General features: G+C 59.6%; 25 protein-coding genes and 1 tRNA gene. 3 read left to right on the forward strand and 23 right to left on the reverse strand.

The window, feature by feature from the left end; genetic code table 11:
- From ACWGXF_RS19990 to ACWGXF_RS20075, 18 genes are all read right to left on the reverse strand, one after another.
- A partial coding sequence (locus tag ACWGXF_RS19990; protein ID WP_452102401.1) for a retention module-containing protein occupies positions 1 to 1,127 on the reverse strand: 1,127 nt, incomplete at its 3' end.
- Positions 1,128 to 1,385: 258 nt separating this feature from the next.
- On the reverse strand, positions 1,386 to 2,024 hold the full coding sequence (locus tag ACWGXF_RS19995; protein WP_003069989.1) for a response regulator transcription factor: 639 nt from the start codon (positions 2,022 to 2,024) through the stop codon (positions 1,386 to 1,388).
- A 33-nt stretch (positions 2,025 to 2,057) separates the two neighbouring features.
- Positions 2,058 to 3,470, reverse strand: coding sequence for an HlyD family type I secretion periplasmic adaptor subunit (locus ACWGXF_RS20000; protein WP_039051242.1), 1,413 nt, complete (start codon positions 3,468 to 3,470; stop codon positions 2,058 to 2,060).
- Positions 3,467 to 5,605, reverse strand: coding sequence for a type I secretion system permease/ATPase (locus tag ACWGXF_RS20005; RefSeq protein ID WP_256631260.1), 2,139 nt, complete (start codon positions 5,603 to 5,605; stop codon positions 3,467 to 3,469). Before ACWGXF_RS20005 ends, ACWGXF_RS20000 begins: the two co-directional genes overlap by 4 nt.
- A 182-nt stretch (positions 5,606 to 5,787) precedes the next feature.
- Entirely contained in the window at positions 5,788 to 6,033 is a 246-nt protein-coding gene (locus tag ACWGXF_RS20010) for a hypothetical protein (protein ID WP_256630878.1), read from the reverse strand.
- Between the two features lie 38 nt (positions 6,034 to 6,071).
- Positions 6,072 to 7,583, reverse strand: coding sequence for a TolC family outer membrane protein (locus ACWGXF_RS20015; protein ID WP_039051241.1), 1,512 nt, complete (start codon positions 7,581 to 7,583; stop codon positions 6,072 to 6,074).
- A 41-nt stretch (positions 7,584 to 7,624) separates the two neighbouring features.
- A complete protein-coding gene (locus tag ACWGXF_RS20020) occupies positions 7,625 to 8,200 on the reverse strand; it encodes a hypothetical protein (RefSeq protein ID WP_256630879.1) in 576 nt (191 codons plus the stop codon).
- A gap of 205 nt (positions 8,201 to 8,405) precedes the next feature.
- Positions 8,406 to 8,482 (reverse strand) — tRNA-Pro (locus ACWGXF_RS20025).
- Positions 8,483 to 8,512: 30 nt separating this feature from the next.
- Positions 8,513 to 8,962, reverse strand: a complete 450-nt coding sequence (locus ACWGXF_RS20030) for a MerR family transcriptional regulator (RefSeq protein ID WP_202789213.1) — start codon at positions 8,960 to 8,962, stop codon at positions 8,513 to 8,515.
- 241 nt (positions 8,963 to 9,203) lie between these two features.
- Positions 9,204 to 9,530, reverse strand: a complete 327-nt coding sequence (locus ACWGXF_RS20035; RefSeq protein WP_012838976.1) for an integration host factor subunit alpha — start codon at positions 9,528 to 9,530, stop codon at positions 9,204 to 9,206.
- Between the two features lie 28 nt (positions 9,531 to 9,558).
- Positions 9,559 to 12,012, reverse strand: a complete 2,454-nt coding sequence (pheT, locus tag ACWGXF_RS20040; protein WP_256630880.1) for a phenylalanine--tRNA ligase subunit beta — start codon at positions 12,010 to 12,012, stop codon at positions 9,559 to 9,561.
- Positions 12,013 to 12,177: 165 nt separating this feature from the next.
- A complete protein-coding gene (pheS, locus tag ACWGXF_RS20045) occupies positions 12,178 to 13,230 on the reverse strand; it encodes a phenylalanine--tRNA ligase subunit alpha (RefSeq protein ID WP_003069975.1) in 1,053 nt (350 codons plus the stop codon).
- 200 nt (positions 13,231 to 13,430) lie between these two features.
- Positions 13,431 to 13,790: a 50S ribosomal protein L20 gene (gene rplT / locus ACWGXF_RS20050; protein WP_003053572.1), complete on the reverse strand. Its 360-nt coding sequence runs from the start codon at positions 13,788 to 13,790 to the stop codon at positions 13,431 to 13,433.
- Between the two features lie 26 nt (positions 13,791 to 13,816).
- On the reverse strand, positions 13,817 to 14,020 hold the full coding sequence (gene rpmI / locus ACWGXF_RS20055) for a 50S ribosomal protein L35 (RefSeq protein ID WP_003053571.1): 204 nt from the start codon (positions 14,018 to 14,020) through the stop codon (positions 13,817 to 13,819).
- Between the two features lie 193 nt (positions 14,021 to 14,213).
- A complete protein-coding gene (gene infC, locus ACWGXF_RS20060; protein WP_012838978.1) occupies positions 14,214 to 14,846 on the reverse strand; it encodes a translation initiation factor IF-3 in 633 nt (210 codons plus the stop codon).
- 82 nt (positions 14,847 to 14,928) lie between these two features.
- A complete protein-coding gene (thrS, locus tag ACWGXF_RS20065) occupies positions 14,929 to 16,848 on the reverse strand; it encodes a threonine--tRNA ligase (protein ID WP_452102402.1) in 1,920 nt (639 codons plus the stop codon).
- Positions 16,849 to 17,171: 323 nt separating this feature from the next.
- On the reverse strand, positions 17,172 to 18,503 hold the full coding sequence (gene aceA / locus ACWGXF_RS20070; protein ID WP_003053566.1) for an isocitrate lyase: 1,332 nt from the start codon (positions 18,501 to 18,503) through the stop codon (positions 17,172 to 17,174).
- Positions 18,504 to 18,738: 235 nt separating this feature from the next.
- Positions 18,739 to 19,002: a hypothetical protein gene (locus tag ACWGXF_RS20075; protein WP_256630882.1), complete on the reverse strand. Its 264-nt coding sequence runs from the start codon at positions 19,000 to 19,002 to the stop codon at positions 18,739 to 18,741.
- Positions 19,003 to 19,008: 6 nt separating this feature from the next.
- Here ACWGXF_RS20075 and ACWGXF_RS20080 point away from each other — a divergent pair, with 6 nt between their 5' ends.
- A complete protein-coding gene (locus ACWGXF_RS20080) occupies positions 19,009 to 19,920 on the forward strand; it encodes a DMT family transporter (protein ID WP_280008579.1) in 912 nt (303 codons plus the stop codon).
- A 16-nt stretch (positions 19,921 to 19,936) separates the two neighbouring features.
- Here the strand turns inward: ACWGXF_RS20080 and rraA are convergent, their stop codons facing one another.
- Positions 19,937 to 20,452 (reverse strand): ribonuclease E activity regulator RraA, encoded by a 516-nt coding sequence (gene rraA, locus ACWGXF_RS20085; protein ID WP_256630884.1) that lies wholly within the window; start codon positions 20,450 to 20,452, stop codon positions 19,937 to 19,939.
- 278 nt (positions 20,453 to 20,730) lie between these two features.
- Here rraA and ACWGXF_RS20090 point away from each other — a divergent pair, with 278 nt between their 5' ends.
- On the forward strand, positions 20,731 to 21,039 hold the full coding sequence (locus ACWGXF_RS20090; RefSeq protein ID WP_003053560.1) for an SWIB/MDM2 domain-containing protein: 309 nt from the start codon (positions 20,731 to 20,733) through the stop codon (positions 21,037 to 21,039).
- Between the two features lie 572 nt (positions 21,040 to 21,611).
- On the opposite strand, the gene ACWGXF_RS20095 is transcribed toward ACWGXF_RS20090, so the two are convergent.
- Positions 21,612 to 21,872, reverse strand: coding sequence for a helix-turn-helix domain-containing protein (locus ACWGXF_RS20095; RefSeq protein ID WP_012838982.1), 261 nt, complete (start codon positions 21,870 to 21,872; stop codon positions 21,612 to 21,614).
- Between the two features lie 105 nt (positions 21,873 to 21,977).
- Between ACWGXF_RS20095 and ACWGXF_RS20100 the strand changes: the two genes are divergently transcribed.
- Positions 21,978 to 22,373 (forward strand): helix-turn-helix domain-containing protein, encoded by a 396-nt coding sequence (locus ACWGXF_RS20100; RefSeq protein ID WP_012838983.1) that lies wholly within the window; start codon positions 21,978 to 21,980, stop codon positions 22,371 to 22,373.
- A gap of 103 nt (positions 22,374 to 22,476) precedes the next feature.
- Here ACWGXF_RS20100 and ACWGXF_RS20105 read toward each other — a convergent pair whose 3' ends face one another.
- From ACWGXF_RS20105 to ACWGXF_RS20115, 3 genes are all read right to left on the reverse strand, one after another.
- Positions 22,477 to 23,880 (reverse strand): sulfite reductase subunit alpha, encoded by a 1,404-nt coding sequence (locus tag ACWGXF_RS20105; RefSeq protein ID WP_452102403.1) that lies wholly within the window; start codon positions 23,878 to 23,880, stop codon positions 22,477 to 22,479.
- Positions 23,877 to 24,995, reverse strand: coding sequence for an FAD:protein FMN transferase (locus tag ACWGXF_RS20110; protein WP_232096806.1), 1,119 nt, complete (start codon positions 24,993 to 24,995; stop codon positions 23,877 to 23,879). The genes ACWGXF_RS20105 and ACWGXF_RS20110 overlap by 4 nt, the downstream gene beginning before the upstream one ends.
- 87 nt (positions 24,996 to 25,082) lie before the next feature.
- Complete coding sequence (locus ACWGXF_RS20115) at positions 25,083 to 25,883, reverse strand: DUF4198 domain-containing protein (RefSeq protein ID WP_003069955.1); 801 nt, start codon at positions 25,881 to 25,883, stop codon at positions 25,083 to 25,085.
- Positions 25,884 to 25,920: the final 37 nt, after the last annotated feature.

Genomic DNA, 25,920 nt, shown 5'->3' on the forward strand with positions numbered 1-25,920 from the left:
AGGGTCTGGCCTGCACCCAGCGAGTCGAGCACGCTGTCGCTGACCTTGAAGTCCCAGCCCAGGCTCTTGTCGGCCGGATTGATGGCGCCCAGCGTCAGGGTGCCCAGGTAGCTGTTGCCGTTTGCCACGACGGTGGCGGTGTGGGTGTCGATGGTGTCGACGTCGGCAAACTTGATCGTGCCGTTGGCGGTGTGCTCGGTGGTGTTCTCACCGGTGGCGCCGTCGGTCACTTCGGTGATCGAACCAGCTTGCGCACCGCTCGTGATCGTCGGCGCATCATTGGTGCCAACGATGGTGACAGTCAATGTCGCGGAAGAACTGGCGCCGTCTTTATCGACCAGGGTATACGTAAAAGTTTCGACCAGGGTCTCACCCACACCCAATGCCTGCACAGCATTCAAGCTGCTATCAAGCTGATAGCTGTAGCTGCCATCGGAGTTGAGGGTAATCTTGCCGTACAGCCCCTGATCTGCGCCGACCAGAACAACTCGATGCTCTGTAAGGACCCCTTCGCCCAATTTGTCGTTGGCGAGCACATTGCCTTGCAAGGCGGATACCGCATCTTCGAAGATCACCCCCGAATCAGCACTTGCCTGGGGAATGCTTGTGACAGGCTGAGGCGGCGTAACTTGATCCGTGTTGTCCGCCAAAGCGCCCACCCCACTAAAAAGTGGAAGGACGGTAGTCGCTGGTACAGGACGCCCATACTCCAGCGCCAGCGGCGACACTGCCTCAATGATGCTGGAAAGGCGCACAAAAGTGCTGCCACCCTCGCTGCCGCCCGACAATGTGGCCGCCGTGGGATCCAGCTCATCGAACGGATCCTGGCCGGCATTGATGGCCGCAATGATCTGGTCAATCTGCGCATTCGCGGGGCTCGCCACAGCCGCCTCTTCCACGGTGGGCGGCTGAATCAGGTCCGCAGTGAGATGCACATCCTGGTTCTCGCCCACCATCAGCGGTGGCTGACCATCCGCCTGCAACTGCACGGTGCTGCCGGAAGCCGTCACTATCTCGGCGTCAGCGGGAATACGCATGCCTTCACGGAGCACCGTCAGATTGCCATCAGAACCACGCATCCAAGCCTGGCCAGTGAGTTTGGTAACGAGAACGGTTTGAGCTGCCATGAGGGTCTGCCTATCCAGTCAGATTAAAAAGTGAAGGTGCACAAAGGCACCTCTCCAATATTTCAGCTGAATGGTAAAAGCCAAGGCCCCACAGCACTATTGGCGCCAAAGCCAATCGGGATCTGTTTTATTCGATCTCTGCTGCTGTAAATCAAAAAAAGCCTGAAGCCTGCATATTGCAGGCTTCAGGCTTTTCAGCAACAGGCACTCCAGAGGAAAGAGGTGACTACGTATTCATCAGTAACCCAAAAATCAGGTTCAAGCCAGCTGCTTGCGCCCGATACCGTGAACCTTCAATGTCAGCATCAATCGATCCTGTACCTGCAGTTTCTCAAAAACAGCAGACAGATGGGCCCGCACAGTACGCTCGCTGATGGACATGCGTTCGGCAATCTCCGCATTGCTGTCACCCAGCGATGCATAGCGGGCAACCTCCTGCTCGCGTGCAGACAATGGTTCGGCCCAGTCCGACTCATGCTCAGGCAGACGGGCGTCCACATCGCGCAACAAGCGCTGCAACAGAGAACGTCCAAGCCAGATGTTGCCGCCAGCCATGCTTTGCAGCATCCGTGCCAGCACCTCCGGGCTCGATTGCGCATGGGCGTAGCCCGATGCTCCGCGGGACAGCAGGTTTCGCCCCTCCTCATCGCTGGGGCGGTTGCTGAGAACCAGAACCTGAAGATCCTTCAGCAGCTCAATCCAGCGGGCCGCTGTCGACTCGGGCAAGGATGGCAGGGCTGCATCCAGCACCACCACGGTACGACCTTGCTGCTTCCAACGTTGCAAATCGGCCAGACTCTGGCCGCGCGCAGGCATCCACTGAGGGCCTGCGATCTGCTGCCATTCCTGCCACAGCGTGGCATCCTGAGTCAGCATCAATACAGGCAAGGCATTCATAGAGTTCCTTTGTAATTGTTGGCGATCCATGAACTAACGTTCAATCAATGCATTGGACTTGGCACGCAGAATCGGCTTGAGCAGATACTGCATCAAGGTGCGCTTGCCCGTGAGGATATGCACCTCGGCCTGCATACCGGGAATGATGGGGCGCGAGTCATCGCCCACGTGAGCCTTCTCCGTGCGCACCTTCACGACATAAAAGGAGTTCCCCTTTTCGTCGGTAACGGTGTTGGCACCGATCTGCTCCAGCTTCCCCTGCAGACCTCCATAGATGGCAAAGTCATAAGCAGTGAACTTCACTTCGGCCTGCTGACCAAAATGCAGGAAACCGATGTCGCGTGGATTGATCTGCACTTCCATCAACAAGGTGTCATCCAGCGGCACGATGTCCAGAATGTCCTTGCCCGGCTGCACGACACCGCCGACGGTATTCGCCATCAAGGTGTTGACCGTGCCGCGCACGGGCGAGCGCACTTCGGCCAGCTTGACGCGATCCTCCAGCGCCACCTTGCCTTGCTCCAGGGTGCCCAGTTTGGCCTGGGTTTCCGAGAGCTCGGAGCGAGACTGATTGCGCATATTCAGCTCCGACTCCTGAATCTTGCGCTCCGCTTCCTGAATCGCAGCCTGAATGCGCCCGATCTGCGCACCGGCCGCCTTGGCCTCACCACAGAAGCGAGCCACATCGCGTTGCAGGCGCAGCAAATCCACTTCGGACACTGCGCCACTCTTGAGCAAGGGGCGAGTCACCGAAAGCTCTTCGGACGTCAAGCTGCAACTGGACGAGGCCTGGTCGCGGTTGGCCTGGGTTTCGCGCAGCTCCTGCTGACGTTGGCGCAACTGGTCACGCGCAATATTGACGTTGGTGTTGAGCTCCTGGGAGCGGCTCTCCCACATGCGCCGCTCCATCTCCACCAACTGAGGCGCCAGAGCCTGCACATCTTCCGGAGCCTTGAAAGGCTCGCCCGATGCCAGGGCCTGAAGACGCGCAGCCTTGGCCTTCAATGCCAGAAGTTCGGCCTTGTTCTCGCCCAGGGACGAACTGTAGCGCGTTGGATCGATGCGCAAGATGACCTGACCCTGCTCCACATGCTCGCCGGGGTGCACCAGAATTTCCTTGACGATGCCGCCATCCAGGCTCTGCACCACCTGAACCTGACGCGAGGGAACCACCTTGCCCTGGCCTCGCACCACTTCATCAATGCGCCCCAGGCAAGCCCAGAGCAGCAGAACCACCACGGTGACCAGAGATACCCATATCAACAGACGCGAACCACGCGCCTGCTGCTGCCCTGCAGCCCACTGAGCATCGGCCTTGAGGTCATCCGGCTGATGCGTTCCGACAACCTCGCTGCCGTCAAGCAGCCATCGCTCCAGTCGCGTCCAGCGCGCCTTGAGCACATCCTTGAAGCGCGACGGCTTTTTTGGGGGTTTGGACTCGCTCATGCTCGCCCTCCTACTCCACCAATCCGCCCCTGCTTCAGGGCTTCGATCACCTGATCCTTGGCTCCATCGGCAACAATTCTGCCGCCATCAATCACGATCAGCCGGTCAACCAAGGTCAACAAGGCCGTGCGATGAGTGACCAGCAAAATGGTCTTGCCCTGGGAGGCCTCTTCCAGGCGACGCTTGAGCTGTGCCTCGCTCTGGTTGTCCAGATTGCTGCTGGGCTCGTCCAGCAACAATATGGCCGGGTCGTTGATCAGGGCACGAGCGACAGCAATGGATTGGCGCTGGCCGCCAGAAAGTGACTCACCCCGCTCGCCAACCAACATGTCGTAGCCCTTGGGATTGCGCGCCGCGAAATCATCCACACCCGCGATGCGTGCCGCATGCAGCATGTCCGTCTCATCCGCGAATGGCGCACCCACCAGCAAGTTGTGCTTCAAGCTGCCATAGAACAGCATCGGGTCCTGAGGCACATGCCCGATGGCCCGACGCAGATCCACCGGGTCTATCTGGCGGGCATCCATACCATCGATCAGCACCGAGCCTTCACTGGGCTGATACAGCCCCAGGACCAGCTTTTCAAGCGTGGTCTTGCCCGAGCCGATACGCCCAATGATGCCAACCCGTTCGCCAGGTCGGAGCGAAAAGCTCACTCCCGAAAGACTGGCCTGCTCGCTTCCCGGATAGCTGAAGCTGACATTGCGAAACTCGATGGCGCCACGCAGATCCGGACGTGAAACGAATTCGCGCTCAGCTTCGTGCTCGACCGGCATCTTCATATAGTTGTCAATGGAATTGAGCGAGGTGCGCGCATTGTGAAACTGCATCATCAGCCCCGCCACCTGACCAAAGGGTGCCAGACAACGCCCTGCAATCATGGAGGCTGCAATGATGCCGCCCATGGAAAGCGACGCATCCTGCACCTGATACACGCCGATGACGACCACGGCTATGGTGACCAGTTGCTGCAAGGTCTGAACGAAGTTCACCGTACCGGACGAGATGAACTTGATCTTGCCCCCCATGTAGGCAATGTACTGAGTGGAGCTCTCCCACAAACGCTGCACTCCGCTTTGGGCATTGAGCGTCTTGACCGCCTCCAGATTGGTCAGCGACTCCACGAGCAGCGCGTTGCGCTGAGACGAAGCCTGAAAGGTCTTGAGCGTCAGACTCTCCATGCGTACCTGGGCCCAGAAGGAAACCAGCAAGATCGCGGCAATCGCCACCACAGGCGGAATCAGCATCCAGGGCGAAACCCATGCAATCGCCACCAGAAATAGAAGCACAAAAGGCAGATCCACCAAGGTTGTGAGACTTGCAGACGCAATGAAATCACGGACCGACTCAAACGAGCGCAGATTGGCCGCAAACGAACCGACGGATGCGGGTCGGCTCTCCATGCGCAAGTCCAGAACGCGCTCCATGATCTGCGCGGACAACTGCACATCCACACGCTTGCTCGCGGCATCCACAACATAGGCACGCGTCGTCGTCAGCACAAAGTTGAAGATCAGCACCAAAGAAATGCCGATAGCCAACACCCACAATGTTTCCACCGCGTTGTTGGGCACCACCCGGTCATACACGTTCATGCTGAACAAAGGCATTGCCAGTGCGAAGACATTGATGAGTACGGCTGCCAGCAAGGCATCGCGGTACAGACGCCGATTCTCCAGGATCACCGCCCAGAACCAGTGGCTGCTGCGGGGCTCCATGCCTTGCTGCACGGAGCGCGGCTCGAAGCGGAACTGCGGACGCACAAAGCACATCAGCCCCGCGTAGTCCTGCAGCAAAGCCTGAGCCTCTACCTCGACCGGACTCTCCGACTCCGGGTACTGCACCAGGAAGCGACCACTCTCCAGCGTTCTGAGCAACAGACAGGCGCGGTCCCCGTGGAGAATCAAAATTGCCGGCAGCAAGCCCTGAGGAACGGCGTCAAGACTGCGCTGCACGATACGCGTGCTGAACTGCGCACGAGCCGCAGCCCGAGCCAGCAATGAAGGCGTCAGGCGCTGATCCACCAACGGCAGACCATTGCTCAGTGCCTGCGCGGTGTAGGGCTTGCCATGCAGGTTGGTGAGCTGCACCAGGCAATCCAGCAAGGGATCCGCATGGGTCTCATGGGCCGGCATGCGCCAGTCCCCGGCCGGTGCATGCGCCGAGCCTCGCGCCCCCAGAAAGGCCGGACCGACCTGCTCCGCCGCAGCAGCGGCTTCCGGCAAAGAACCTTGCCCGGCCTTCTGAGTCACATCCGTACCGTTGCTCGATGCCAATGAAGGCTCAAAGTCTGGTCTGGTCATCTTCAACAATCAACCTATAAAAGCTCTTCGTCGTCATCAATCAAGTCCAGCGAATTACGCATACGCTGGCGCGCCTGCTTGCGCTGGTTCAGCTTCTGCAGCGCCTGCGGCGGAAGATCCGTCAAGCGCAAAGCCCCATTGGCAAGCAAGGCGTCAATCAAGTCCTCGAGAACGCGGATGAAATCCGCATCCAGTGCCGACAACTCCTGCCGGGAGGACTGCTCCGACGGTGGTGAATCGCTTTTATCCATCTTGTTCATCAACTCCCACTAAAAGCTGCACCAGACGCCACCTGCTATCACTGGCGGCCCGCCGCACCAGATGCCGGCGCTTGGGCTGGAGCCCCCAGATCAACCGCTGCGCTGGCAGGCACAGGCGTCAGATTGCTGGTGTCCGGCACCGAGGATTTGCAGCTACGCAGCAGATCATCCGGCAAGTTCAGTGCCTGCTGCTCATCCGGACGGCTGTCGTCATGCGGCTGCGCGAGCCCCAGCACAGGCAGAATTTGGCTGGACAAAGTCAGCCACTGGTACTCGGCCTTTTTCAGGTCATATTGAGCGTTGACCAGAGCGCGCTGGGCATCGAACAACTCGTTTTCCGTATTGAGCAGATCCAGCAGCGAACGCTGACCGATCTTGAATTGCTGCTGATACGCCACGCGGACCTTGGCCGTGGAGAGAACATGCTCACGCAGGAACGGCGTTTGCTGACGCAGGCGGGCCATGTTGTTCCAGGTAATCGACAGCTCCTGCTGGAGGTTGCGACAGGTGTAATCGCGCACATCCTGTGCGGCATAGCCCTGGGCAATCGTCTGACGCAGGCGTGCCTCGTCCGCACCACCGCGATACAGGTTGTAAGTCAGCATCAGCTGCACTCGCGAACTCTGCACATCCCAGTAGGCCGGCGAGTTCTGATCACGATCACGCCCCGTGGACGCCAGCAGCTCGAGCTTGGGCATATGCGCCCCCTTGGCAGCCTTCTGACCGGCCTCTGCCGCTTGCACCAGAGCCTGCTTCGACAATAGCAGCGGACTCGCGCGCAGCGACGCGCCGAAATCCTTGGCCGCCCCGGAAGCAGGCAGCTTGGCACTCACATCGGGCACCGGGTCCAGCGTGGCCGCAGGATACTCACCCACCACGCGGCGGTAGCGCTGCAGCACATCGTTGAGGTTGTTGCTCTCGGTCATCAGATTGGTCTGCGCCAGCGACAGACGACCACTTGCCTGCTCCAGGTCAACACCGCGGCCCACGCCGGACTGCTGGCGCTCACGCAACTGCCCCAGCGTCACCTGGTGGGTGCCGAAATTTTCACGGGCCAGCTTCTCCATTTCGCGATAACGCTGCACATCCAGATAGGCGGCGACAACATCATTGGCCAAATTTTCAGTGGTGGCGCGCAGATCGTAGAACTTGGCCAGCTTCTCAAAGCCCAACTGACGGATATTGCTGCTAGTGGTGAAGCCATCAAAGATCAGCTGACGCAGTTGCAGGTTCCAGCCCGGACGGTTCCAGTTCTGCGATGGAGCATCCTGAATATGGCTGCGCCACTCGCGACCGACCCAACCTTGCGCGGTGACTTGCGGACGCCAACCTCCCCGAGCCACGTTCTGCCCCTCAGCGGACGAACTGAAATCCTGAAAGCGCGCCTGCACTTCGGGATGAGTCATCAGTGCCTGCTCGACAACCTTTTGCAGTGCAACACCCTGCTCGTTGGCTTGTTGCGCATTCATGGTCGTCTGAGCCATACCCCCCATGGCCCACGAGGCCACACCCAGAGTGGCTACCACTTGTGCAATCTGACTGAATTTCATTGTTATCCCTCTTGTTTGACTCCGACCGGGCAATGCGATGCCTAGCTCGCCAACAAATTGGCGAGAGCAATCGGTGCGACTTCTGCAAATCGTTCCCGCGGAAGCTGGTTGTTAATGCGGATCGGCTCGCTGCTGCCCGAAAAGGCATTGCATACGGCCTCAGAACTCGCAAAATGGAATTCTGTAACTCTCGTGCTCACAGCCTTTGGCGTCATGCCAACACCGCACAGGAGACTGACGGTCAGGTCAAGCTTGTTGCCTGATCGACAAAACTCACTATTTTTGCTTGACGCACCACCACTCAGCAGCGGTATAGGGATGACATCGCCAATCCCTTGGCCAAACAAATCGCGCGGACAGGCTGTGGAGCGTCTATCGGCTAGACACAGCGCATTTGGAGATTTTCCTTTCCACGATAGCAAGGCGGAGCCTCCGGTTTCCGGCCGGTGTTCTTGACGCATAACCCTGCATGCGAAGCCGTGCGTTGATGGCAGATCTCCTGGCAACACCATCAAACAAATGGATTCAGTTGCAAATCTAGCACAAGGCATGCAATGATTTGTTTCAAAAAACCACTCAACCAGCCGAACTTCGAATTTTTTGCCGGGAATTGGCAATTCTTTTCATTCCTTCTTTATATCAAAGAAATTAAGAATCAATACCGCTTCCAGCACCGCAACCATCATAGCGGCGCACGCGTTACAAAGGGAAATCAGCCTACATCCAAAGTCAAAGTCAAAGTCGTAATCAAACAATTGACAATGAATTGATCTGAAATAGAAAAAGGGCTTCTGACTGAATAGTCAGAAGCCCTTGTCTAATTGGTCGGAATGGCGGGATTCGAACTCGCGACCCCTTGCACCCCATGCAAGTGCGCTACCAGGCTGCGCTACATTCCGAAGACTTGAATTATACACAGAAATTCGACATCAAAGAGAAAGCAGCGCCCTGATCTGCAAAAGCTCCTCTTTGACCTCCTCCATGCCCATTGCACCGGCAGGCTCCGAGCGGCCCTGCTCCAGCATTGCAGCCAACAGATGGCTTTGCGCCAGCTCTTCCCCCTGCAGGGGCTGGGCCGGATGCACAAGCACCGGCTGCTGCTCGACTGCCTTGCCATGACCCGTCACCAGTTCGCGCAGACGATTTCGTGCGCCGCTGATGGTGAAGCCCTGCTCGTAAAGCAGCTCGCGAATGCGACGCACCATCAACACCTCATGATGCTGGTAGTAGCGGCGGTTGCCACGACGCTTCATGGGCTTGAGCTGCACAAACTCCTGCTCCCAGTAACGCAGCACATGAGGCTTGACGTCGCAAAGATCCGCGACCTCACCGATGGTGAAATAGCGCTTGGCGGGAATTGCTGGCAAAGAAGAAGCCATGGCTGGTTGCAAGCGGTCAGTGAAGGGATGGGTGAAAGATATGCAATCACGACTTGCACAAATTCGGGTCAGGCACGGTGTTTTGTCATTAGAAATGCCCGCCATGCATTCCTGTTTGCGCAAGTCCTAGCAATATAGCGCGAAGAGCTGACAGGACCTTGCACCGCTCGCGACGCAAAACTGTCAGCTCCTCAGTCACCGATGCTTAGCCTGTCCGCGCATCAGTGGATTTACCAATCGCTTATGACCCCGAGCCTTCGCCCTGGATCAGCTCCTTGAGCTTGCTGCTGGCATGGAAGGTCACCACGCGGCGCGCAGCGATGGGAATCAGCTCACCGGTGCGCGGGTTGCGACCGGGCCGTGGCGCCTTGGTGCGGATCTGGAAGTTGCCAAAGCCCGAAAGCTTGACATCTTCGCCCTCCACCAGCTTTTGCGAGATCAGGTCGAAAAACGCATCCACCATGTCCTTGGCTTCGCGCTTGTTCAAACCGATTTCGTCAAACAGCAGATCGGCCAGCTGCGCCTTGGTCAACGCGGGGCTGTCGATGCTCTCTACGGCAAGCTCCATGGGTCGATCTCCTTGTGGATTGAACATATCAACGCAGGCGAGCCGCAACGCGTTCAACCAGAGCCGCAATTGTGCCCTGCATGGCGGCATCGATTTCCGCATCGGTCAGCGACGCGGTGTCGCTGCCCAGCGTCAGACGCACGGCCAGGCTCTTCTCGTCCTGAGCCAGGCTGCCCGGCGCCGCTTCCTCGCCAGCCTTGAGCTTCTTGGGACGGAATACGTCGAACAGCACGGCCGAGCGCAGAATGCCGCCCTGCACGGCTTGCTGCACGGCTTCCATCACCTGGGCGTGAGTCACGGCTTCCTTGACGACCACGGCAATGTCGCGCTCCACGGCCTGGTGCTTGGCCACGGACTTGAACACGGGGACCTCACGGGCCAGCACGGCATCGAGCTCGAGCTCGAACATCACCGGAGCCTGGGCCAGATCCCATTCCTGGCGCCACTGGGGATGCAGCTCGCCGACAAAGCCGATGGCCTTGCCGTCCAGCAGCACGCGCGCGCAGCGGCCGGGGTGCATGGCCGGATGCTCGGCGGGCTCGAACACGGGCTTGGCCGGGGCCAGCAGTGCTTCCACATCGCCCTTGACGTCGTAGAAGTCGACCTTGGCTTCTGCCCTGCCCCATTGCAGCTGGTCGGCAGCGCCATAAGCGAGACCCGCCACACGCATGGGCTGATAAAAGCCCTTGACGGTGGTGTCGGAGTCGACCACGGAGTCGTCCTTGAAGAACACGCGACCCAGCTCGAACACGCGCACGCGCTGAGCCTTGCGGTCCACGTTGAACTTGAGCACCTGCAGCAGCGAGCCCAGCAGCGACGAGCGCATCACGCTCAGATGGCTGGCAATGGGGTTAAGCAGCTTGATGGCGTTGTTGTTGCCGGCCAGCTCCTGCTCCCACTTTTCTTCGACAAAGCTGAAGTTGATGGTTTCCTGGTAGCCCAGGCCCGCCAGCTCGTGGCGCACGGCGTAGGGGCTGCGCTCGTTCTCGGCGCGCAGCTTGGGCGAGATCGGGGCCAGTGGCTTGGTGGTCGGCAGGTTTTCGTAGCCGATCATGCGGGCCACTTCTTCGATCAGATCTTCTTCCAGATTGATGTCGAAGCGGAAGGTTGGCGCGGTGACCGAAATGACTCCCTCGGATGCCACAGTGGCAGGCAGGCCCAGGCCGTTCAAGGCATCCAGGCATTGCTGCTGGGTCACGTCCATGCCGATGACCTTGGCCGCACGCGCAACGCGCAGTTGCACGGCCTTGGAGGCGGGCATATTGGGCTTCTGGTCGTCCATGGCACCGACCTGTGTCTCGGGCGTGCCGCAGATTTCCAGCACCAGCGCGGTGATGCGCTCGATGTGCTCCGTGGTGAACTCGGGGTCCACGCCACGCTCGAAGCGGTGACCGGCATCGGTCGAGAAGTTGAAGTGGCGCGAACGGCCGGCCACGGCCTTGGGGAACCAGAACGCGGCTTCGATGTAGATGTTCTTCGTGTCGTCGGACACGGCCGTGGCGTCGCCGCCCATGATGCCGGCCAGCGACTCGACCTGCTTGTCATCGGCAATCACGCCGACCTTGAGGAAATCGTCGATCTTGATGGTATTGCCGTTGAGCAGCTTGAGCGTTTCGCCCTCCTTGCCCCAGCGCACATTCAGGCCGCCGCTGATCTTGTCCAGATCGAAGATATGGCTGGGACGGCCCAGCTCGAACATCACATAGTTGGAGATATCCACCAGCGGGCTGACCGAGCGCTGGCCGCAACGCGCCAGGCGATCCACCATCCACTGGGGCGTCTTCACCTGGGTGTTGACATTGCGCACGATACGACCCGAGAAGCGGCCGCACAGATCGGTCGCCTCGATCTTGACGGGCAGCTTGTCCTGCAAGGCCACGGCCGCAGCGGGGAAGGACAGGGCTTTGAGCGGCGTGCCGGTCAGCGCCGACAGCTCGCGCGCCACGCCGTAGACGCTGAGGCAGTGCGCCAGATTGGGCGTGAGCTTGAGCGTGAACAGCGTGTCGTCCAGATTCAGGTACTCGCGCACGTTCTGGCCCAGGGGCGCATCGGCGGGAAACTCCAGCAGGCCGCTGGCGTCTTCGTCAATGCCCAGCTCCTTGGCCGAGCACAGCATGCCAAAGCTCTGCACGCCGCGCAGCTTGCCGATCTTGATCTTGAAGGGCTTGCCATCGGCGCCGGGCGGCAGCTCGGCGCCTACGGTGGCGCAGGGAATGCGGATGCCCACGCGCGCATTGGGCGCGCCGCAGACGATATTCAGCAGCTCGGGGCCACCCACGTCGACCTGGCAGATGCGCAAGCGGTCGGCGTCGGGGTGCTGCACGGCTTCCTTGATTTCACCGACCACGATGCCGGTGAAGGGAGGCGCCACAGGATCCAGCTCTTCCACTTCCAGACCGGCCATGGTCAGGGTATCGGCCAGCTGCTGGGTGGTCAGGTTGGGGTTGCAGTATTCGCGCAACCAGGATTCAGGAAATTGCATAGTCAGACTCTTTGGCGTTCATGCCAGTCGCACCGCAAGCGGTCTGCCACTGGCTGGGCATGCGTATCTCAAAAAGATGAGCCATTAGCGCTCGGCATATAAGGATTTCAGCATCAAAACTATCTGAAATCGTTTCATAGCATGCGCTAGCAGCTCACTTTTCAATTACTGAAACTGCGACAGAAAACGGATGTCGCCGTCGAAGAACAGGCGCAGGTCATTCACGCCATAACGCAGCATGGTCAGGCGGTCGGGGCCCATGCCAAAGGCAAAGCCGATGTATTTTTCGGGATCCAGCCCCATGTTGCGCACCACATTGGGGTGCACCTGGCCGGAGCCCGCCACTTCCAGCCACTTGCCGGCCAGCGGGCCGCTCTGGAACTGGATGTCGATTTCGGCCGAAGGCTCTGTGAACGGGAAGAAGCTGGGGCGAAAGCGCAGCACCAGATCATCCTGCTCAAAGAAGGTCTTGCAGAAGTCGGTGAACACGACCTTCAGGTCCTTGAAGCTCACGTTCTCGCCGATCCACAGGCCTTCGCACTGGTGGAACATGGGCGAGTGGGTGGCATCCGAGTCCACACGGTAGGTGCGGCCGGGAGCAATCACGCGGATCTCGGGCATGGTCTGACCGGCATCGAGCGCGTTGCGGTAATTCTTCACATGCTGCACGGCATGGCGCACCTGCATGGGGCTGGTGTGCGTGCGCAGCAGATTGGGCGCGTGCTGGGTGCCGCCTTCGACATAGAAGGTGTCGTGCATGGAGCGCGCGGGATGGTCTTCGGGCGTGTTCAGCGCCGTGAAGTTGAACCAGTCGGATTCGATCTCGGGGCCCTGGGCCACATCAAAGCCCATGGAGCCGAAGATGCCCTCGATACGCTCCATGGTGATGGAGACGGGGTGCAGCCCTCCCGCGCCACGACGGCGACCGGGCAGAGTCACATCCAGCACCTCGGCCTTCAGATGGGCCTGCAGCTCGGCGTCTGCCAAAGCCTTGCGACGGGCGGTCAAGGCCGCTTCGATCGCTTGCTTGGCCACGTTGATGGCGGCGCCGCGCGACTTTTTCTCTTCGACGGAAAGCTGCGCCATGCCCTTCATGAGCTCGGTCATCTTGCCCGACTTGCCCAGAAACTGCGCCTTGGCATTTTCCAGATCAGCGGGGGTGTGGGCTTGCGCAAACAGTTGCTGTGCGCTTTCGACCAGAGAATCCAACTCGTTCATATCGACTCTTTATCGACTTGTAAAAATAAACAAGGGCTAGTGCCTTTTCAAGCCCTAGCCCTTGCTGTTTGTGCATCAGCAGCTACTGAACAAGACACGACTTCTGCAATCAAGTTCAAGCAAGATGCTCGCCCATCGGCAAATGCCTGTGGGGATTCTTGTCTGCAAAAGTCCTACAAGAGTAACTACCGATCGTGACCTCAGGCAGCCAGCTTGGCCTTGACTTGGTCGACGATAGCTGCAAAAGCAGCCTTGTCGTGCACGGCGATATCGGCCAGCATCTTGCGGTCGATTTCGATGGCAGCCTTCTTCAGGCCGTTGGCGAATTGGCTGTAAGTCAGACCCAGTTCACGTGCAGCAGCGTTGATACGAGCGATCCACAGCTGACGGAACACGCGCTTCTTGGTACGACGGTCACGGTAGGCATATTGACCAGCCTTCATGACCGCTTGCTTGGCAACGCGGAAGACGTTACCACGGCGACCGCGGAAACCCTTGGCCAGATTCAGAACTTTTTTGTGACGGGCGCGAGCCGTTACACCACGTTTGACGCGAGGCATGTGTTTTCTCCTAGTTCGTCAGTGAATTACAGGCCTGCGGAAGGCAACATCTTTGCGATGGAGCCCATATCGCCGGAATGCACGTTGACAATGCCACGCAGGTGACGCTTGTTCTTCGTGGTCTTCTTGGTCAAGATGTGACGCTTGAAGGCTTGACCGCGCTTGACGGTACCACCGGGACGAACGCGAAAACGCTTCTTCGCGCTGCTCTTGGTCTTCATTTTGGGCATGTGAATGCTCCTATTGAATTTGTGCTCGCAAGGCGGTGTGCAACCCGCACACACTTCGCTGGCCTCCGAGGCACTTGTTTGTCAGTCCGGCCAGGCCGGGCTGACGTCTTGCAGGCAAGCCTGCAAATTCTTTGTCTGCCGCACAAAACAAAAGTGGGCCAAGCCCACTTTTGCCGATAAGGCAAAACCGCAATTATGCCTTATCTGCAGCCTCAGGTGCAGCTGCGGCGCCATCAGCCTGTGGTTTTGCACCACCAGCGGGCTTCTTGCCGCCTGCACGAGCCGGTGCCACCATCATGATCATCTGACGGCCTTCCAGCTTGGGGAACTGCTCCACCTGGATGGAATCGGCCAGATCGTCACGCAGACGGTTGAGCAGATTCAGACCCAGCTGCTGGTGCGTGATTTCACGACCGCGGAAACGCAGCGTGATCTTGCACTTGTCGCCATCCGCCAGAAAACGGCGGATATTGCGCAGCTTGATGTTGTAGTCACCATCATCCGTACCAGGGCGGAACTTCACTTCCTTGATTTCGATGACGGTCTGCTTGGCCTTGGCTTCAGCAGCCTTCTTCTGTTCCTGGTACTTGAACTTGCCGTAATCCATCAGACGGCAGACCGGAGGAGATGCGTTGGCCGCAATTTCCACCAAGTCGACATCCAGCTCGCCGGCCATGCGCAACGCTTCTTGCAGCGGCACGATGCCCAGAGGCTCGTTGTCGGGACCAGACAGACGCACTTCAGGCGCCATGATTTCTCGGTTCAGTCGATGCTTGCGCTCTTCACGGTGGCGCCGATCGCGAAATTCAGTAGCTATGGTTTTCACCCTTGGATTGAAATGGCTACAACAGCGTAGCCGGCTAGCGTGCCTTGCACGCTGACCGGCCCGCCACAAAAATTAATCTGCTTCAGGCCTTGGCCGCGATGTCCTTGGCGAGCAATTCAATGAATGCATCAACCGACATCACTCCGAGGTCTTTGTTACCCCGGGCGCGCACTGCAACCGCACCAGCAGCCTTCTCCTTGTCGCCCGCGACAAGGATGTAGGGCAGCTTCTGCATGGAATGCTCGCGTATTTTATACGTAATCTTTTCATTGCGCAGATCTGTCACCACTCTAAGGCTTTGATTCGGCAATGCTTTTTGCAGCTTCTGCGCAACTTCCTGCGCATAGTCGGCCTGAGCGTCCGTGATATTGAGCACGGCAGCCTGCACGGGAGCCAGCCAGGCAGGCAGTGCGCCCGAGTGATGCTCGACCAAAATGCCGATGAAACGCTCGAGCGAACCCAGGATCGCGCGGTGCAGCATGATGGGTCGATGGCGCTCGCCATCCTCGCCCACGAATTCCGCATCGAGACGCTCGGGCATGTTCGGGTCCACCTGGATGGTGCCGCACTGCCATTCACGGCCCAGCGCATCCTTCAGGGTGTACTCGATCTTCGGGCCGTAGAACGCACCCTCGCCCGGCAGATACTCGAACTCGCAACCCGATGCACGCAGACCTTCGGCCAGCGCGTTCTCGGCCTTGTTCCAGGCTTCATCGGTGCCGATGCGCTTTTCGGGACGGGTAGACAGGCGATACAGGATGTTGGTGAAGCCGAAGTCGGCATACACCTTTTGCAGCAGCGAAGTGAAAGCCGTCACCTCGGCCTGGATCTGGTCTTCGGTACAGAAGATGTGACCATCGTCCTGGGTGAAGGCACGCACGCGCATGATGCCGTGCAGCGAACCGGTGGGCTCGTTGCGATGGCAGTTGCCGAACTCGCCAAAGCGCAGAGGCAGATCGCGATAGCTCTTGATGCCTTGCTTGAAAATGATGATGTGGCCCGGGCAGTTCATGGGCTTCAAGGCATATTCACGCTTTTCCGAATCGGTGGTGAACATGTTTTCGCGGTACTTGTCCCAGTGGCCGGTCTTCTCCCACAGGCCCTTGTCCAGAATCTGCGGAGCCTTGACTTCCTGGTAGCCGTTGTCCTGATAGACGCGGCGCATGTACTGCTCGACCTGCTGCCAGACCGCCCAGCCCTTGGGGTGCCAGAACACGGTGCCGGGCGAGTGTTCGTCGATGTGGAACAGATCCAGCTCGCGCCCAAGCTTGCGATGGTCGCGCTTTTCGGCTTCTTCCAACCTGAACAGATAGTCCTTGAGCTCGTCCTTGGTCGCCCAGGCGGTACCGTAGATGCGCTGCAGCATCTCGTTGCGATGGTCGCCACGCCAGTAGGCACCGGCCACTTTCATCAGCTTGAAGTGCTTGAGCTTGCCGGTGCTGGGCACGTGAGGGCCACGGCACAGGTCTTCGAAGGCGCCTTCACGGTACAGGCTCACATCCTCGTTGCTGGGGATAGAGGCAATGATCTCTGCCTTGTAGGCTTCGCCGATGCCCTTGAAGTACTGCACGGCCTCGTCGCGCGGCAGCACGCGGCGCACCACCTGCTCGTCCTTGTTGGCCAGCTCGGTCATCTTCTTTTCGATGGCGGCCAGATCTTCGGGCGTGAAGGGACGCTTATAAGAAAAGTCGTAGTAGAAGCCGTTTTCGATCACGGGACCGATAGTGACCTGCGCATCGGGAAACAGCTCCTTGACGGCATAGGCCAGCAAGTGAGCGGTGGAGTGGCGGATCACCTCCAGACCGTCGGCATCCTTGGCGGTGATGATGGACAGCGGCGAATCCTGCTCGATCACAAAGCTGGTGTCCACGACCTTGCCGTTGATCTTGCCGGCCAATGCGGCCTTGGCCAGGCCGGAGCCGATCGAAGCAGCGACTTCGGCAACCGAAACCGGGCCTGGATATTCGCGCTTGGAGCCATCGGGGAGCGTGATGTTGATCATAAATTCCTTGTCAAACCAAATTTGTGTGGGTGAGGGCCAGCGCCAGAGCTTTGGAGTTGCCTGAAAGCAAAAAGCGCGGAACCAGTCCGCGCTTTGATGAGGGTGTCGAGAAATCTCGGGCAGGCGCGAACCGCCAGCTGCCATCAGCAGCTGAAGTACATCTCCGATGTAGTTCGCGGTGTCATAACCGTTGATGCCTTTCTCGCCCTTGTGAATTGAAGTCGCGCCATTTTAACCCGGCAAACAAAAAAGCGCCCGAGACTTTCGCCCCGGGCGCATAACCCCACTTTTTCTACCTAGACAGAGTCACGATTCATCGTGGCTCAATGGAACTGCTCTTCCTCGGTGGAACCGGTCAGCGCCTTGACGCTGGAAGAGCCGCCCTGGATCACGGTGGTCACATCGTCGAAGTAACCTGCGCCCACTTCCTGCTGGTGCGAGACAAAGGTGTAGCCCTTGTCACGTGCCGCGAATTCGGGCTCCTGGATCATTTCCACGTAGTGCTTCATGCCCTCGCCGCGAGCGTACTCGTGGGCAAACTTGAAGGTGTTGTACCAGTTGCTGTGAATGCCGGCCAGCGTGATGAACTGGAACTTGTAGCCCAGTGCGGACAGATCTTCCTGGAAGGAAGCGATCTGGCTGTCGTTGAGGTTCTTCTTCCAGTTGAACGAAGGCGAGCAGTTGTAGCTCAGCAGCTTGCCTGGGCAGGCTGCATGCACGGCCTGAGCGAATTCGCGGGCAAAGCCGATATCGGGCACACCGGTTTCGCACCACACCAGATCCGCGTAGGGAGCGTAGGCCACGCCGCGGCTGATGGATTGCTCCAGACCGTTCTTGACACGGTAGAAGCCTTCCTGAGTACGCTCGCCAGTCAGGAACGGGATGTCGTTCTCGTCATGGTTGCTGGTGATCAGGTTGGCCGCCTCGGCATCGGTACGGGCCAGCACAATGGTGGGCACGCCCATCACATCGGCGGCAAAACGGGCGGCAATCAGCTTTTCGACCGCTTCGCGGGTGGGCACCAGCACCTTGCCGCCCATGTGACCGCACTTCTTGACCGCAGCCAGCTGGTCTTCGAAGTGCACGCCGGCAGCACCTGCCTGAATCATGTTCTTCATCAGCTCGAACGCGTTGAGCACGCCGCCAAAGCCGGCTTCCGCATCAGCCACGATGGGCAGGAAGTAGTCGATGAACTCCTTGTCGCCGGGGTTGATGCCCTTGCCCCATTGGATTTCATCGGCGCGCTTGAAGGTGTTGTTGATGCGGCGCACCATGGTGGGCACGGAGTCATAGGCGTACAGCGACTGGTCGGGGTACATGGTCTCGGAGGTGTTGCCGTCGGCGGCTACTTGCCAGCCAGACAGGTACACGGCTTCCAGACCGGCCTTGGCCTGCTGCATGGCCTGGCCTGCGGAGATGGCACCGAAGGCGTTCACATAGCCCTTCTTCGAGCTGCCGTTGATCTTGTCCCACAGCACTTCGGCACCGCGCTGGGCCAGGGTGTACTCTGGCTGCAGGCTGCCACGCAGACGCACCACATCGGCAGCGCTGTAGCCGCGCTTGACGCTCTTCCAGCGTGGGTTCTGTGCCCAGTCTTTTTCGAGGGCTGCGATTTGCTGTTCACGGCTCAGTTGCTGAGTCAGGGATTGGGGCATGGTGCACTCCTTAGCGGTTAAAACAAGATGAATTGGTGTTCGTCCTTGGGATCTACTTTATGTCTGCAACGTTCTTCCACAGAGTCTTATGTCTTATAAAAGACTGAAATTTATATTCAATAAAATCAATAGCTTATTTTTATTTTTCACAATAAGAAAACGCATTTCTCGTATTGAGAAATTTTGCGGCAGCGCAACATTTCAATTTTTCATAATAAGAAATTGAATTCTTGCTTCATGAAAAATTTGCGGAAGCATGGCCTTCGGAGTCGGCATCCTTTAAACGCAGTACGAAAAAAGTCCCGGTGCCTGTCTTGATCTGCCGATTACCCGGCACGAAAACAGGCCAAGCCACTTGAACAAAAACAGGTGACACGACAAAGACATGGCGCCCAAGGCGGCGAGAACCAAAAAACAACAGTTCCCTCCCCTGGGTCAAATGCATGCAACAGCCCTGCCACACTGCTTTGCATCCCCTTCTCTTGTCATTGAAATTCATTTCGCCATGCACACGCCCAGCCGCCCCATCGCCTATCTCTGCCTGGCGCTCAGCATGTCTTTGGTAGGAAGCTATGTGGCCTTGTCCAAGCCTCTGGCTGCCATCTTTCCGGTCATGCTGCTGGCTTGGCTGCGCTTTGGCATCGGTGCCGTGGCCATGCTGGGCTGGCTCAGGCCACCGGCGCACGAGACAACTCTGACCAGACAGACCAAGTGGCTGCTGTTTTTTGAATCCTTCTTCGGCAATTTCCTTTTCACGCTCTGCATGATCAGCGGCGTGGCCTTGACCAGCGCGGTCACGGCGGGCGTCACCATGGCCGCAATTCCTGCCGCAGTCGCCATCATGAGCTGGCTTTTTCTGCGCGAAGCCGTTGGCGCACGTACATGGACAGCCATTGCTTTCGCAGTGGCCGGCATAGGGCTGAATGCCTTGAGCAAGACCGAAAGCAGCAGCCTTGCCGCACATCCTCAGCAAGGCCTGGGCCAGTTGCTGCTGATTGCCGCCGTGCTGTGCGAGGCCGCATATGCCGTGATCGGCAAAAAGCTCACCGCCAGCGTAAGCCCCAAGCGCATTACGGCGCTGATCAATCTCTGGGGGTTTGTGCTTTCCACACCCGCCGGGCTCTATCTGGCCTGGCAGTTTGATTTCTCCCGGGTTTCGGTGCCCGCGTGGGGTCTGTTGCTGTTTTACGCCCTGGCCGCCTGCGTCTGGACGGTGTGGCTGTGGATGACGGGATTGCGCGCCGTGCCCGCATCACGGGCCGGCATTTTTACCGTGCTGCTACCCATCAGCGCCGCTGTGGTGGGCATGCTGGCCCTGGGCGAGCGCATCGGCAGCATGCAATTGCTGGCCTTCGGCATAGCACTGACCAGCGTGGTGATTGCAACCTGGCCCGGTTCATTGCAGATCAGGCGCTAGGCGCCGTCGATTTCAATCAGGAAAGCAGATTGCGGCGGCTCAGCACAATGCCGTCGGCGTCGGCATACAGCCAGTCGCCCGGGCGAATCCACAGGCCGGCGATCTGCACATAGACATCGCGCAGCCCCTGGCCTTGCTTGACGGTAGGCATGGGGTTGAGCGCCAGCGCATACAGACCCACGGACGTCGATTTCAACTCGCCCACGTCGCGCACGCAACCATAGACAAGCACCCCGGCCCAGCCGTTCTGGGCCGCCGATGTCGCCACATTCCCCCCCACCAGAGCGCGGCGCAGCGAACCGCCGCCATCGACCACCAGCACACGACCACCTCCCGGCTCGGCCAGCGCCGCTCGCACCAGGCTGTTGTCGTCCAGACACTGCACGGTGCTGACCTCCCCCATAAAGCCGACATTCCCGCCATAGCTGTGGAACACGGGCGGCAGCACACGAAAGTCGCTGCTGTCATCGCTGATATGCGCATCGCACAAATCGCAGGTGCTGAAGCCAAGAGAAGCCGAGGAATCGCTCATGAAAATCTCCACAGAACCAAGTCTCCCGCATCTTGCCCTGAGCACCTGACATAGCACAAGCACCAGCGGACACACACAGAGAGCAACTTTTTCACAACACTCTCGGGGAAAAACCCGTGAAAACGGACACTAAAGGGCCTGAGAGCAACAAATCGAGGCAAAAAAACAGCCCACTAGCTTGGAAGAGCGATTTTTTGCCATTAGCATCAGACTCAGCCAGTGGATTGCAGCTGTATTTCGCTGGTGATAAGTCCACTACCCAATTAGGAATAAGCAATATGGCAACTGCAAAGAAGGCACCCGCTGCAGCACCGGCAGCAGCTCCCGCCGCTAAGAAGCGCACTCCCAACGCTGCCTTCATGAAACCTCTGACCCCCAGCGCCGCTCTGGCTGCCGTGGTTGGCAAGGATCCCCTGCCCCGTACTGAAATCATCAGCAAGCTGTGGGTCTACATCAAGGCCAACAACCTGCAAGACGCTGCCAACAAGCGCATGATCAACGCCGACGCCAAGCTCAAGGAAGTCTTCGGCAAGCCCCAAGTCTCCATGTTCGAGATGGCCGGTCTGATCGGCAAGCACGTCAAGTAAGCACTGCGCTTGCGCTGACCACAAAAAAGCTGGCCCGAGCCAGCTTTTTGTATTTCTGAGGCAAGTGTCGCGTACAGGCCGACGCGACTGGGACGGCTTTACCGCAGCAATGCATGCGTGCATGCCTCGGTCTCGACGCCGACGGAATCACGGCCGCGAACGCTGGTCAGGACGGAACCGGCCGGCAGGTCTTTCCGACAACCGCGCGGCCCTCACGAAGCTGACCCCGGGCTATCTCCGCCATCGTGCCCCGCCATGCTTGCACCCTGAACCGCACATTCCTGCAAGACTGCAGCTGCCGGGCAGCCAGGACATGGGCTCCACAAGCATGGAGACGCGTGCGCACGTTCGGGTCTCGGTGCGGCGAACGCCTCCCCGGCAGCCCCGGCCATGGGAGGTCCACAAGCTTGAGCGCTGTCCCTCAGTAACCGTCCAAAGCCGTCACGACGCCGGCAATGCCCATGAGACATCCGCAGAGGAGACCGGCCAAGAAAATCAGTGCTGCAATTCCAAAGCTCATTGAACGCCTCTCCTGCCGCGCAGGGCCGTGTGATTGCGGCACGCCGTGCGACTCATGGCGCCCCCCTTGCGATACGCGCGTCCGCTCCTTCTGGGCGTGTGCTGTGCAGTGCATGGCGCTCGTTGACAGGCGGCCAGAGCATGTCGACGGGCATGCCTGTGATTTCTGCAATGCGCTGTCGAATGCGGGCCGATACCGCACGACCGCTGATGACTTGCGACACGCTGCTGTTGGCCACGCGCATTTCGGACGCCAATGCCGTGGGGGAAATGCCTTTCATGCGCAGCGCCGCTTTGATTTGCTCGGGATGCATCTGGTAGCCTTTCGCCTAATTATTTAGGTTGAAGCACGTCGTCGTGCTTTTGGCGAATTATGGGAAAGATTTCTTTCCCATGCAATACACCTTGGACAAGTTTTTATGACCCTAGGGGAACGGCTGCGCGAAGAAAGAAACCGGCTGGGCATGAGCCAGCCGGCCTTCGCTGCACTTGCTGGCACTACGAAGCAAACTCTTTTTTCCTGGGAATCCGGCAAGACAGCGCCGGATGGCTTTCAGATGACCGCGCTGAGCGCACACGGAGTGGACCTGTTGTATGTGCTGGCAGGACACCGCACACCGGCAGTTCACCCTGCAGAGGCTCTGTCAGACGATGAACTCCGCCTCCTTCACGGGTATCGCAGCTGCAATGCGGATGGAAGGCAGCACCTCATACGATCCGCAGAACTGCTGTCTGCGGCACATGCCATGTCCGCCGAAGACCGCAAGCAGGCCCTCCAGGATCGGCCACATCGATCGGGTGAAGACGCCCTCTGATCCGTCCTGCCCGATGTCCGAGCGGTGCGGCACCTATAGGATGCGGTGCAGCCCTGCTCCAAGACGGTGACAGGGCCTGCTGCCATCCCCCGCCCGGACGTGCTCAGTACACATCGCGTCGGTAGCGGCCCGAGCCCAACAGCTCGGTCACCTTGGCCTCGCCCAGAATGGCCTGCAGCGTCAGATGCACGCCTTGACCCATGCCGTTCAGGCTGCCGCAAACATAGATGGCCGCACCACACTCCACCCATTGCCGGACTTCCTCTGCATGGCTGCGCAGCAAATCCTGCACATAGCGCGAATCCTTGCCGTTGCGCGACCAGGCCTGATCCAGCCGTGCCAGTCGGCCCTGCCTGAACCATGCGCCCAATTGATCGGCAAATAGCGCGTCATGCTGTGGACTGCGCTCTCCGAACAACAGCCATTGATCACTTAGCTCCTGCTGCACACGCGCCTTGATATGGCTGAGAAGGCCCGCCAGGCCCGAGCCATTGCCGATCAGAATCAGCGGTCGCCCGGCGTTGTCACCGAGTCTGAAGCCTCGGTGCTCGCGCAAGGTCAACGGCAGCACATCTCCCTCGGCCATGCCGCAGCACAACCAGTGCGACGCAAGGCCCGGCGAACCATCGGCGCGCGTGCTCTCGCGCACCAGCAGTTGCAGGCTGCCGTCGGCCGTGATCGAGGCGATCGAGTAGTCGCGCGCGCGCTCAGGGTCGGCGGGCACGCACAGAGACACCAGATCGCCCGACTCCCAGTGCGGCAGCTCGCCGGACTGCGGCGTCCACTCCAGCAGGTATAGCGCCCCGCCCTGGCTGCCGGGATTGAGCAAACGCCGCCGACCAAGCACAAAGGGTATGCTGACCGGCGCCTGCAACCAGTCCGAATCCGGTTCCTGGGCGGGCGCAGACTCGCCCAGCAAGTCCTGTCGCATCTGAGCGACCTGGGTCTGCCAGCTCTGCAAGCTCGAGGCATCCATATTGTCCACGCAGACCAGATCGCTGCGCGCGCCGCAGGTCTGCAACCATTCGTGCACCTCCACACCAAACGCACAGAACTCCTGGTATTCACGATCACCCAGCGCCAGCACCAGGCTTTGGTGCCGGGTCAGCGCAGGCTGAGTGGCCATGAGCTGCTGCACAAAGCCCAGCGCATGATCGGGCGCATCGCCCTCGCCCGTGGTGGACAGCAGCCACAGGCTGTGTGCATATTGCTGCAGCAGCTCGGTCGTCAGCTTCTCGACGGGCAGCAGACGCACCTGCAGACCACCATCGACCAGCATCTTGCCCGTGGCGCGTGCCAGAGCTTCGGCCTGCCCCGTCTGGCTGGCATAGGCGACCAGGACGGCAGGCGCAGCAGCATCGCCCTGCGAGGCCTTGCTCTCGGCCTCATCGGCCAGGCGCTGCTTGCGTACCTTGGTGCCAATACCCCAGCACATGCCTGCGTAGGCGGCCACCAACCCCATAGCCCCATAGATGCGCTCGGGCGTCAAAATCCATTCCACTGTCATGCCTCAAATTGGTTGATCCAGGCCGGTGTCTTGAGCACCTGTCTGCAGGCCTCATTGCCACCGGAGGCGAGATGCGATGTGAGCACAGCCGCAATCTCATGTTGACGGGCAAAGTCCATGCCTTGCTGCGGACCCAGCACCGTGAGCACGGTGGCCAGCGCATCGGCGTGCATGCATTCCTCATGGAACACGGTCACGCTGGCCAGATCATGCGTCACCGGCCAGCCCGTGCGCGGATCCAGCGTGTGCGAATAGCGCCTGCCAGCCTGCGTGAACTGATGCCAGAAATCGCCCGAGGTGGCAAATCCACCCTCCCTGCAGGCCACGACCAGCGACTCGGCCTCGACAGAACCGCCCGTGCCCAGTTGCACCTGCCAGGGCCGCCCATCAGGGCGCTCCCCCCAGCTGCGCAGCTCACCGCCGATTTCGAACATGCCTGCAGCCCAGCCAGCCGCCTGCAGCTTTTGCACCGCCCAATCCACGGCAAAGCCCTTGGCAATGCCGCAAAAATCCAGCTCCAGACCACCGCTCTGCTGCAACTGCCGGGTCTGTGCATTCCAGCGCAGATGGCCATGGCCGCTGGTCTTCAGCAAGCGCTCGATCTCCTCGCCGGCCGGTGCCTGCCCTGAATGCGGCTGCAGCGGGTTCTGACGCGGCCCGAACCCCCATAGCGAAACCAGCGCTCCCATGCCGGGGTCCATCGCCGCGCCTGAAAGCCTTGCCCAATGCAAGGCCGCTTCCAGAACATGGGCGAACTCCGCCGGCACTACATGCGTTTCACCGGGTCTTGAACGATTGAACCGGGTGATCAGCGAATCCGCCTCCCAGTTGCTCATCTGGGCAATGACATCCTCAAAAACCTGCTCCAGCAGGGCCTGCACCGGCTCCGTGGGCAGGTAATCCGGGTTGGCCAGGCGCAGCGACCAGTGCGTGCCCATGGTCTGGCCGGACAGGCGGTGAATGCGCCCGTCCTGCTGGTGCTGCAGGCTTGCAGGTCTCCAGCGCTGCACGCCAAAGTCAAGCGCCGGCGTCCGGGGGCGAGCCTGACTCTGTGCCGCCGACGAGGGCAGTTGCCAGAGACTGGCGTCAAAGCGTACGCGGGGGGGGGTGGGCATGGGCATCCAGACAATGAAGAAAACAGCAGCGAAAACAACGACGCGCCCGTAGCGGGCGCGCGTATTCAGTCCATCAAGCGCTAACGCTTAAGGCAGGACTTCCAGAGTCGCGATATAGCCCAGGCGGCGCTCCGTTGCCTTGGCAATGCTGGTCTTCTTGTCCGTGGCATCGGCATTCAGCCAGAACAGACCTGCACGGGGGAACTTGATCTTGACCTGACCCTTGGCATCGGTCTTGAGCTTCATGGCGTCCACACCGTCGCGATAGCGAATACCGTCGGCCACCAGCTCCAGCTCCAGATCCGCAGCGGGCTTGCCGTCAAGATGGAATTCGAAAGTCGCTTCTTCGCTGGCCACCAGATCATTGGGGTGAGTCACGGGCTTGAGCTCCAGACCCTTGCCGGTCAGCGCCAGCGCCGAGGGCTTGCCCAGAGACACAAAGGTTTCCATGCGGCGCAGATTCTCGGTCACGCGCACTTCCTTGGCATCGGCAGGAATCTGCTTGAGCACTTCTTCCACCGAACCGCGCAGGCGCTTGGGCTGGCCGTTGGCATCCTTGTAGCCACCCATCACGCCGGTCATCAGCATGGTGACGCGGTAGGTACCGGTCTTTTCTGGCTTGAAGTCGAACATGCTGCGCAACTCGCCCTTGGCGACATTCTTCATTTCCACGGCTGCACCATCGGGTGCGGTCACCTTGACGGCTTCCAGACCCAGCGGACGGTGGTTGAAGAAGAACACATCGTTGGACACGGCCGCATCCACCGTCACCCAGTCGGACTTGGACAGCACGGTGCTGGAAGGCTTGAACCACAGATCATGCGCCTGGGCGCCCAGGGCAGCCAGAGCCAGAGTTGCAGCGACGATGGCACGAGTTTGGAACTTCATATCAGGTCCTTGAAAACAGAAAGGATGACAAATCCGA

It is taken from the genome of Comamonas sp. HJ-2, assembly GCF_053615495.1.

Bases quoted from the DNA above. Each gene is read 5' to 3' on its own strand.
- rraA (WP_256630884.1), bottom strand. From the start codon at position 20,452: ATGAGCGATTCCTCGGCTTCTCTTGGCTTCAGCACCTGCGATTTGTGC.
- pheT (WP_256630880.1), bottom strand. From the start codon at position 12,012: ATGCAATTTCCTGAATCCTGGTTGCGCGAATACTGCAACCCCAACCTG.
- thrS (WP_452102402.1), bottom strand. From the start codon at position 16,848: ATGATCAACATCACGCTCCCCGATGGCTCCAAGCGCGAATATCCAGGC.
- ACWGXF_RS19995 (WP_003069989.1), bottom strand. From the start codon at position 2,024: ATGAATGCCTTGCCTGTATTGATGCTGACTCAGGATGCCACGCTGTGG.
- pheS (WP_003069975.1), bottom strand. From the start codon at position 13,230: ATGAACGAGTTGGATTCTCTGGTCGAAAGCGCACAGCAACTGTTTGCG.
- ACWGXF_RS20005 (WP_256631260.1), bottom strand. From the start codon at position 5,605: ATGCCGGCCCATGAGACCCATGCGGATCCCTTGCTGGATTGCCTGGTG.
- ACWGXF_RS20115 (WP_003069955.1), bottom strand. From the start codon at position 25,883: ATGAAGTTCCAAACTCGTGCCATCGTCGCTGCAACTCTGGCTCTGGCT.
- aceA (WP_003053566.1), bottom strand. From the start codon at position 18,503: ATGCCCCAATCCCTGACTCAGCAACTGAGCCGTGAACAGCAAATCGCA.
- ACWGXF_RS20035 (WP_012838976.1), bottom strand. From the start codon at position 9,530: ATGGAGCTTGCCGTAGAGAGCATCGACAGCCCCGCGTTGACCAAGGCG.
- ACWGXF_RS20080 (WP_280008579.1), top strand. From the start codon at position 19,009: ATGCACACGCCCAGCCGCCCCATCGCCTATCTCTGCCTGGCGCTCAGC.
- ACWGXF_RS20075 (WP_256630882.1), bottom strand. From the start codon at position 19,002: ATGAATTTCAATGACAAGAGAAGGGGATGCAAAGCAGTGTGGCAGGGC.
- ACWGXF_RS20090 (WP_003053560.1), top strand. From the start codon at position 20,731: ATGGCAACTGCAAAGAAGGCACCCGCTGCAGCACCGGCAGCAGCTCCC.
- rplT (WP_003053572.1), bottom strand. From the start codon at position 13,790: ATGCCTCGCGTCAAACGTGGTGTAACGGCTCGCGCCCGTCACAAAAAA.
- ACWGXF_RS20015 (WP_039051241.1), bottom strand. From the start codon at position 7,583: ATGAAATTCAGTCAGATTGCACAAGTGGTAGCCACTCTGGGTGTGGCC.
- ACWGXF_RS20105 (WP_452102403.1), bottom strand. From the start codon at position 23,880: ATGACAGTGGAATGGATTTTGACGCCCGAGCGCATCTATGGGGCTATG.
- ACWGXF_RS20000 (WP_039051242.1), bottom strand. From the start codon at position 3,470: ATGAGCGAGTCCAAACCCCCAAAAAAGCCGTCGCGCTTCAAGGATGTG.
- ACWGXF_RS20030 (WP_202789213.1), bottom strand. From the start codon at position 8,962: ATGGCTTCTTCTTTGCCAGCAATTCCCGCCAAGCGCTATTTCACCATC.
- rpmI (WP_003053571.1), bottom strand. From the start codon at position 14,020: ATGCCCAAAATGAAGACCAAGAGCAGCGCGAAGAAGCGTTTTCGCGTT.
- ACWGXF_RS20010 (WP_256630878.1), bottom strand. From the start codon at position 6,033: ATGAACAAGATGGATAAAAGCGATTCACCACCGTCGGAGCAGTCCTCC.
- ACWGXF_RS20095 (WP_012838982.1), bottom strand. From the start codon at position 21,872: ATGCATCCCGAGCAAATCAAAGCGGCGCTGCGCATGAAAGGCATTTCC.
- ACWGXF_RS20100 (WP_012838983.1), top strand. From the start codon at position 21,978: ATGACCCTAGGGGAACGGCTGCGCGAAGAAAGAAACCGGCTGGGCATG.
- ACWGXF_RS20110 (WP_232096806.1), bottom strand. From the start codon at position 24,995: ATGCCCACCCCCCCCCGCGTACGCTTTGACGCCAGTCTCTGGCAACTG.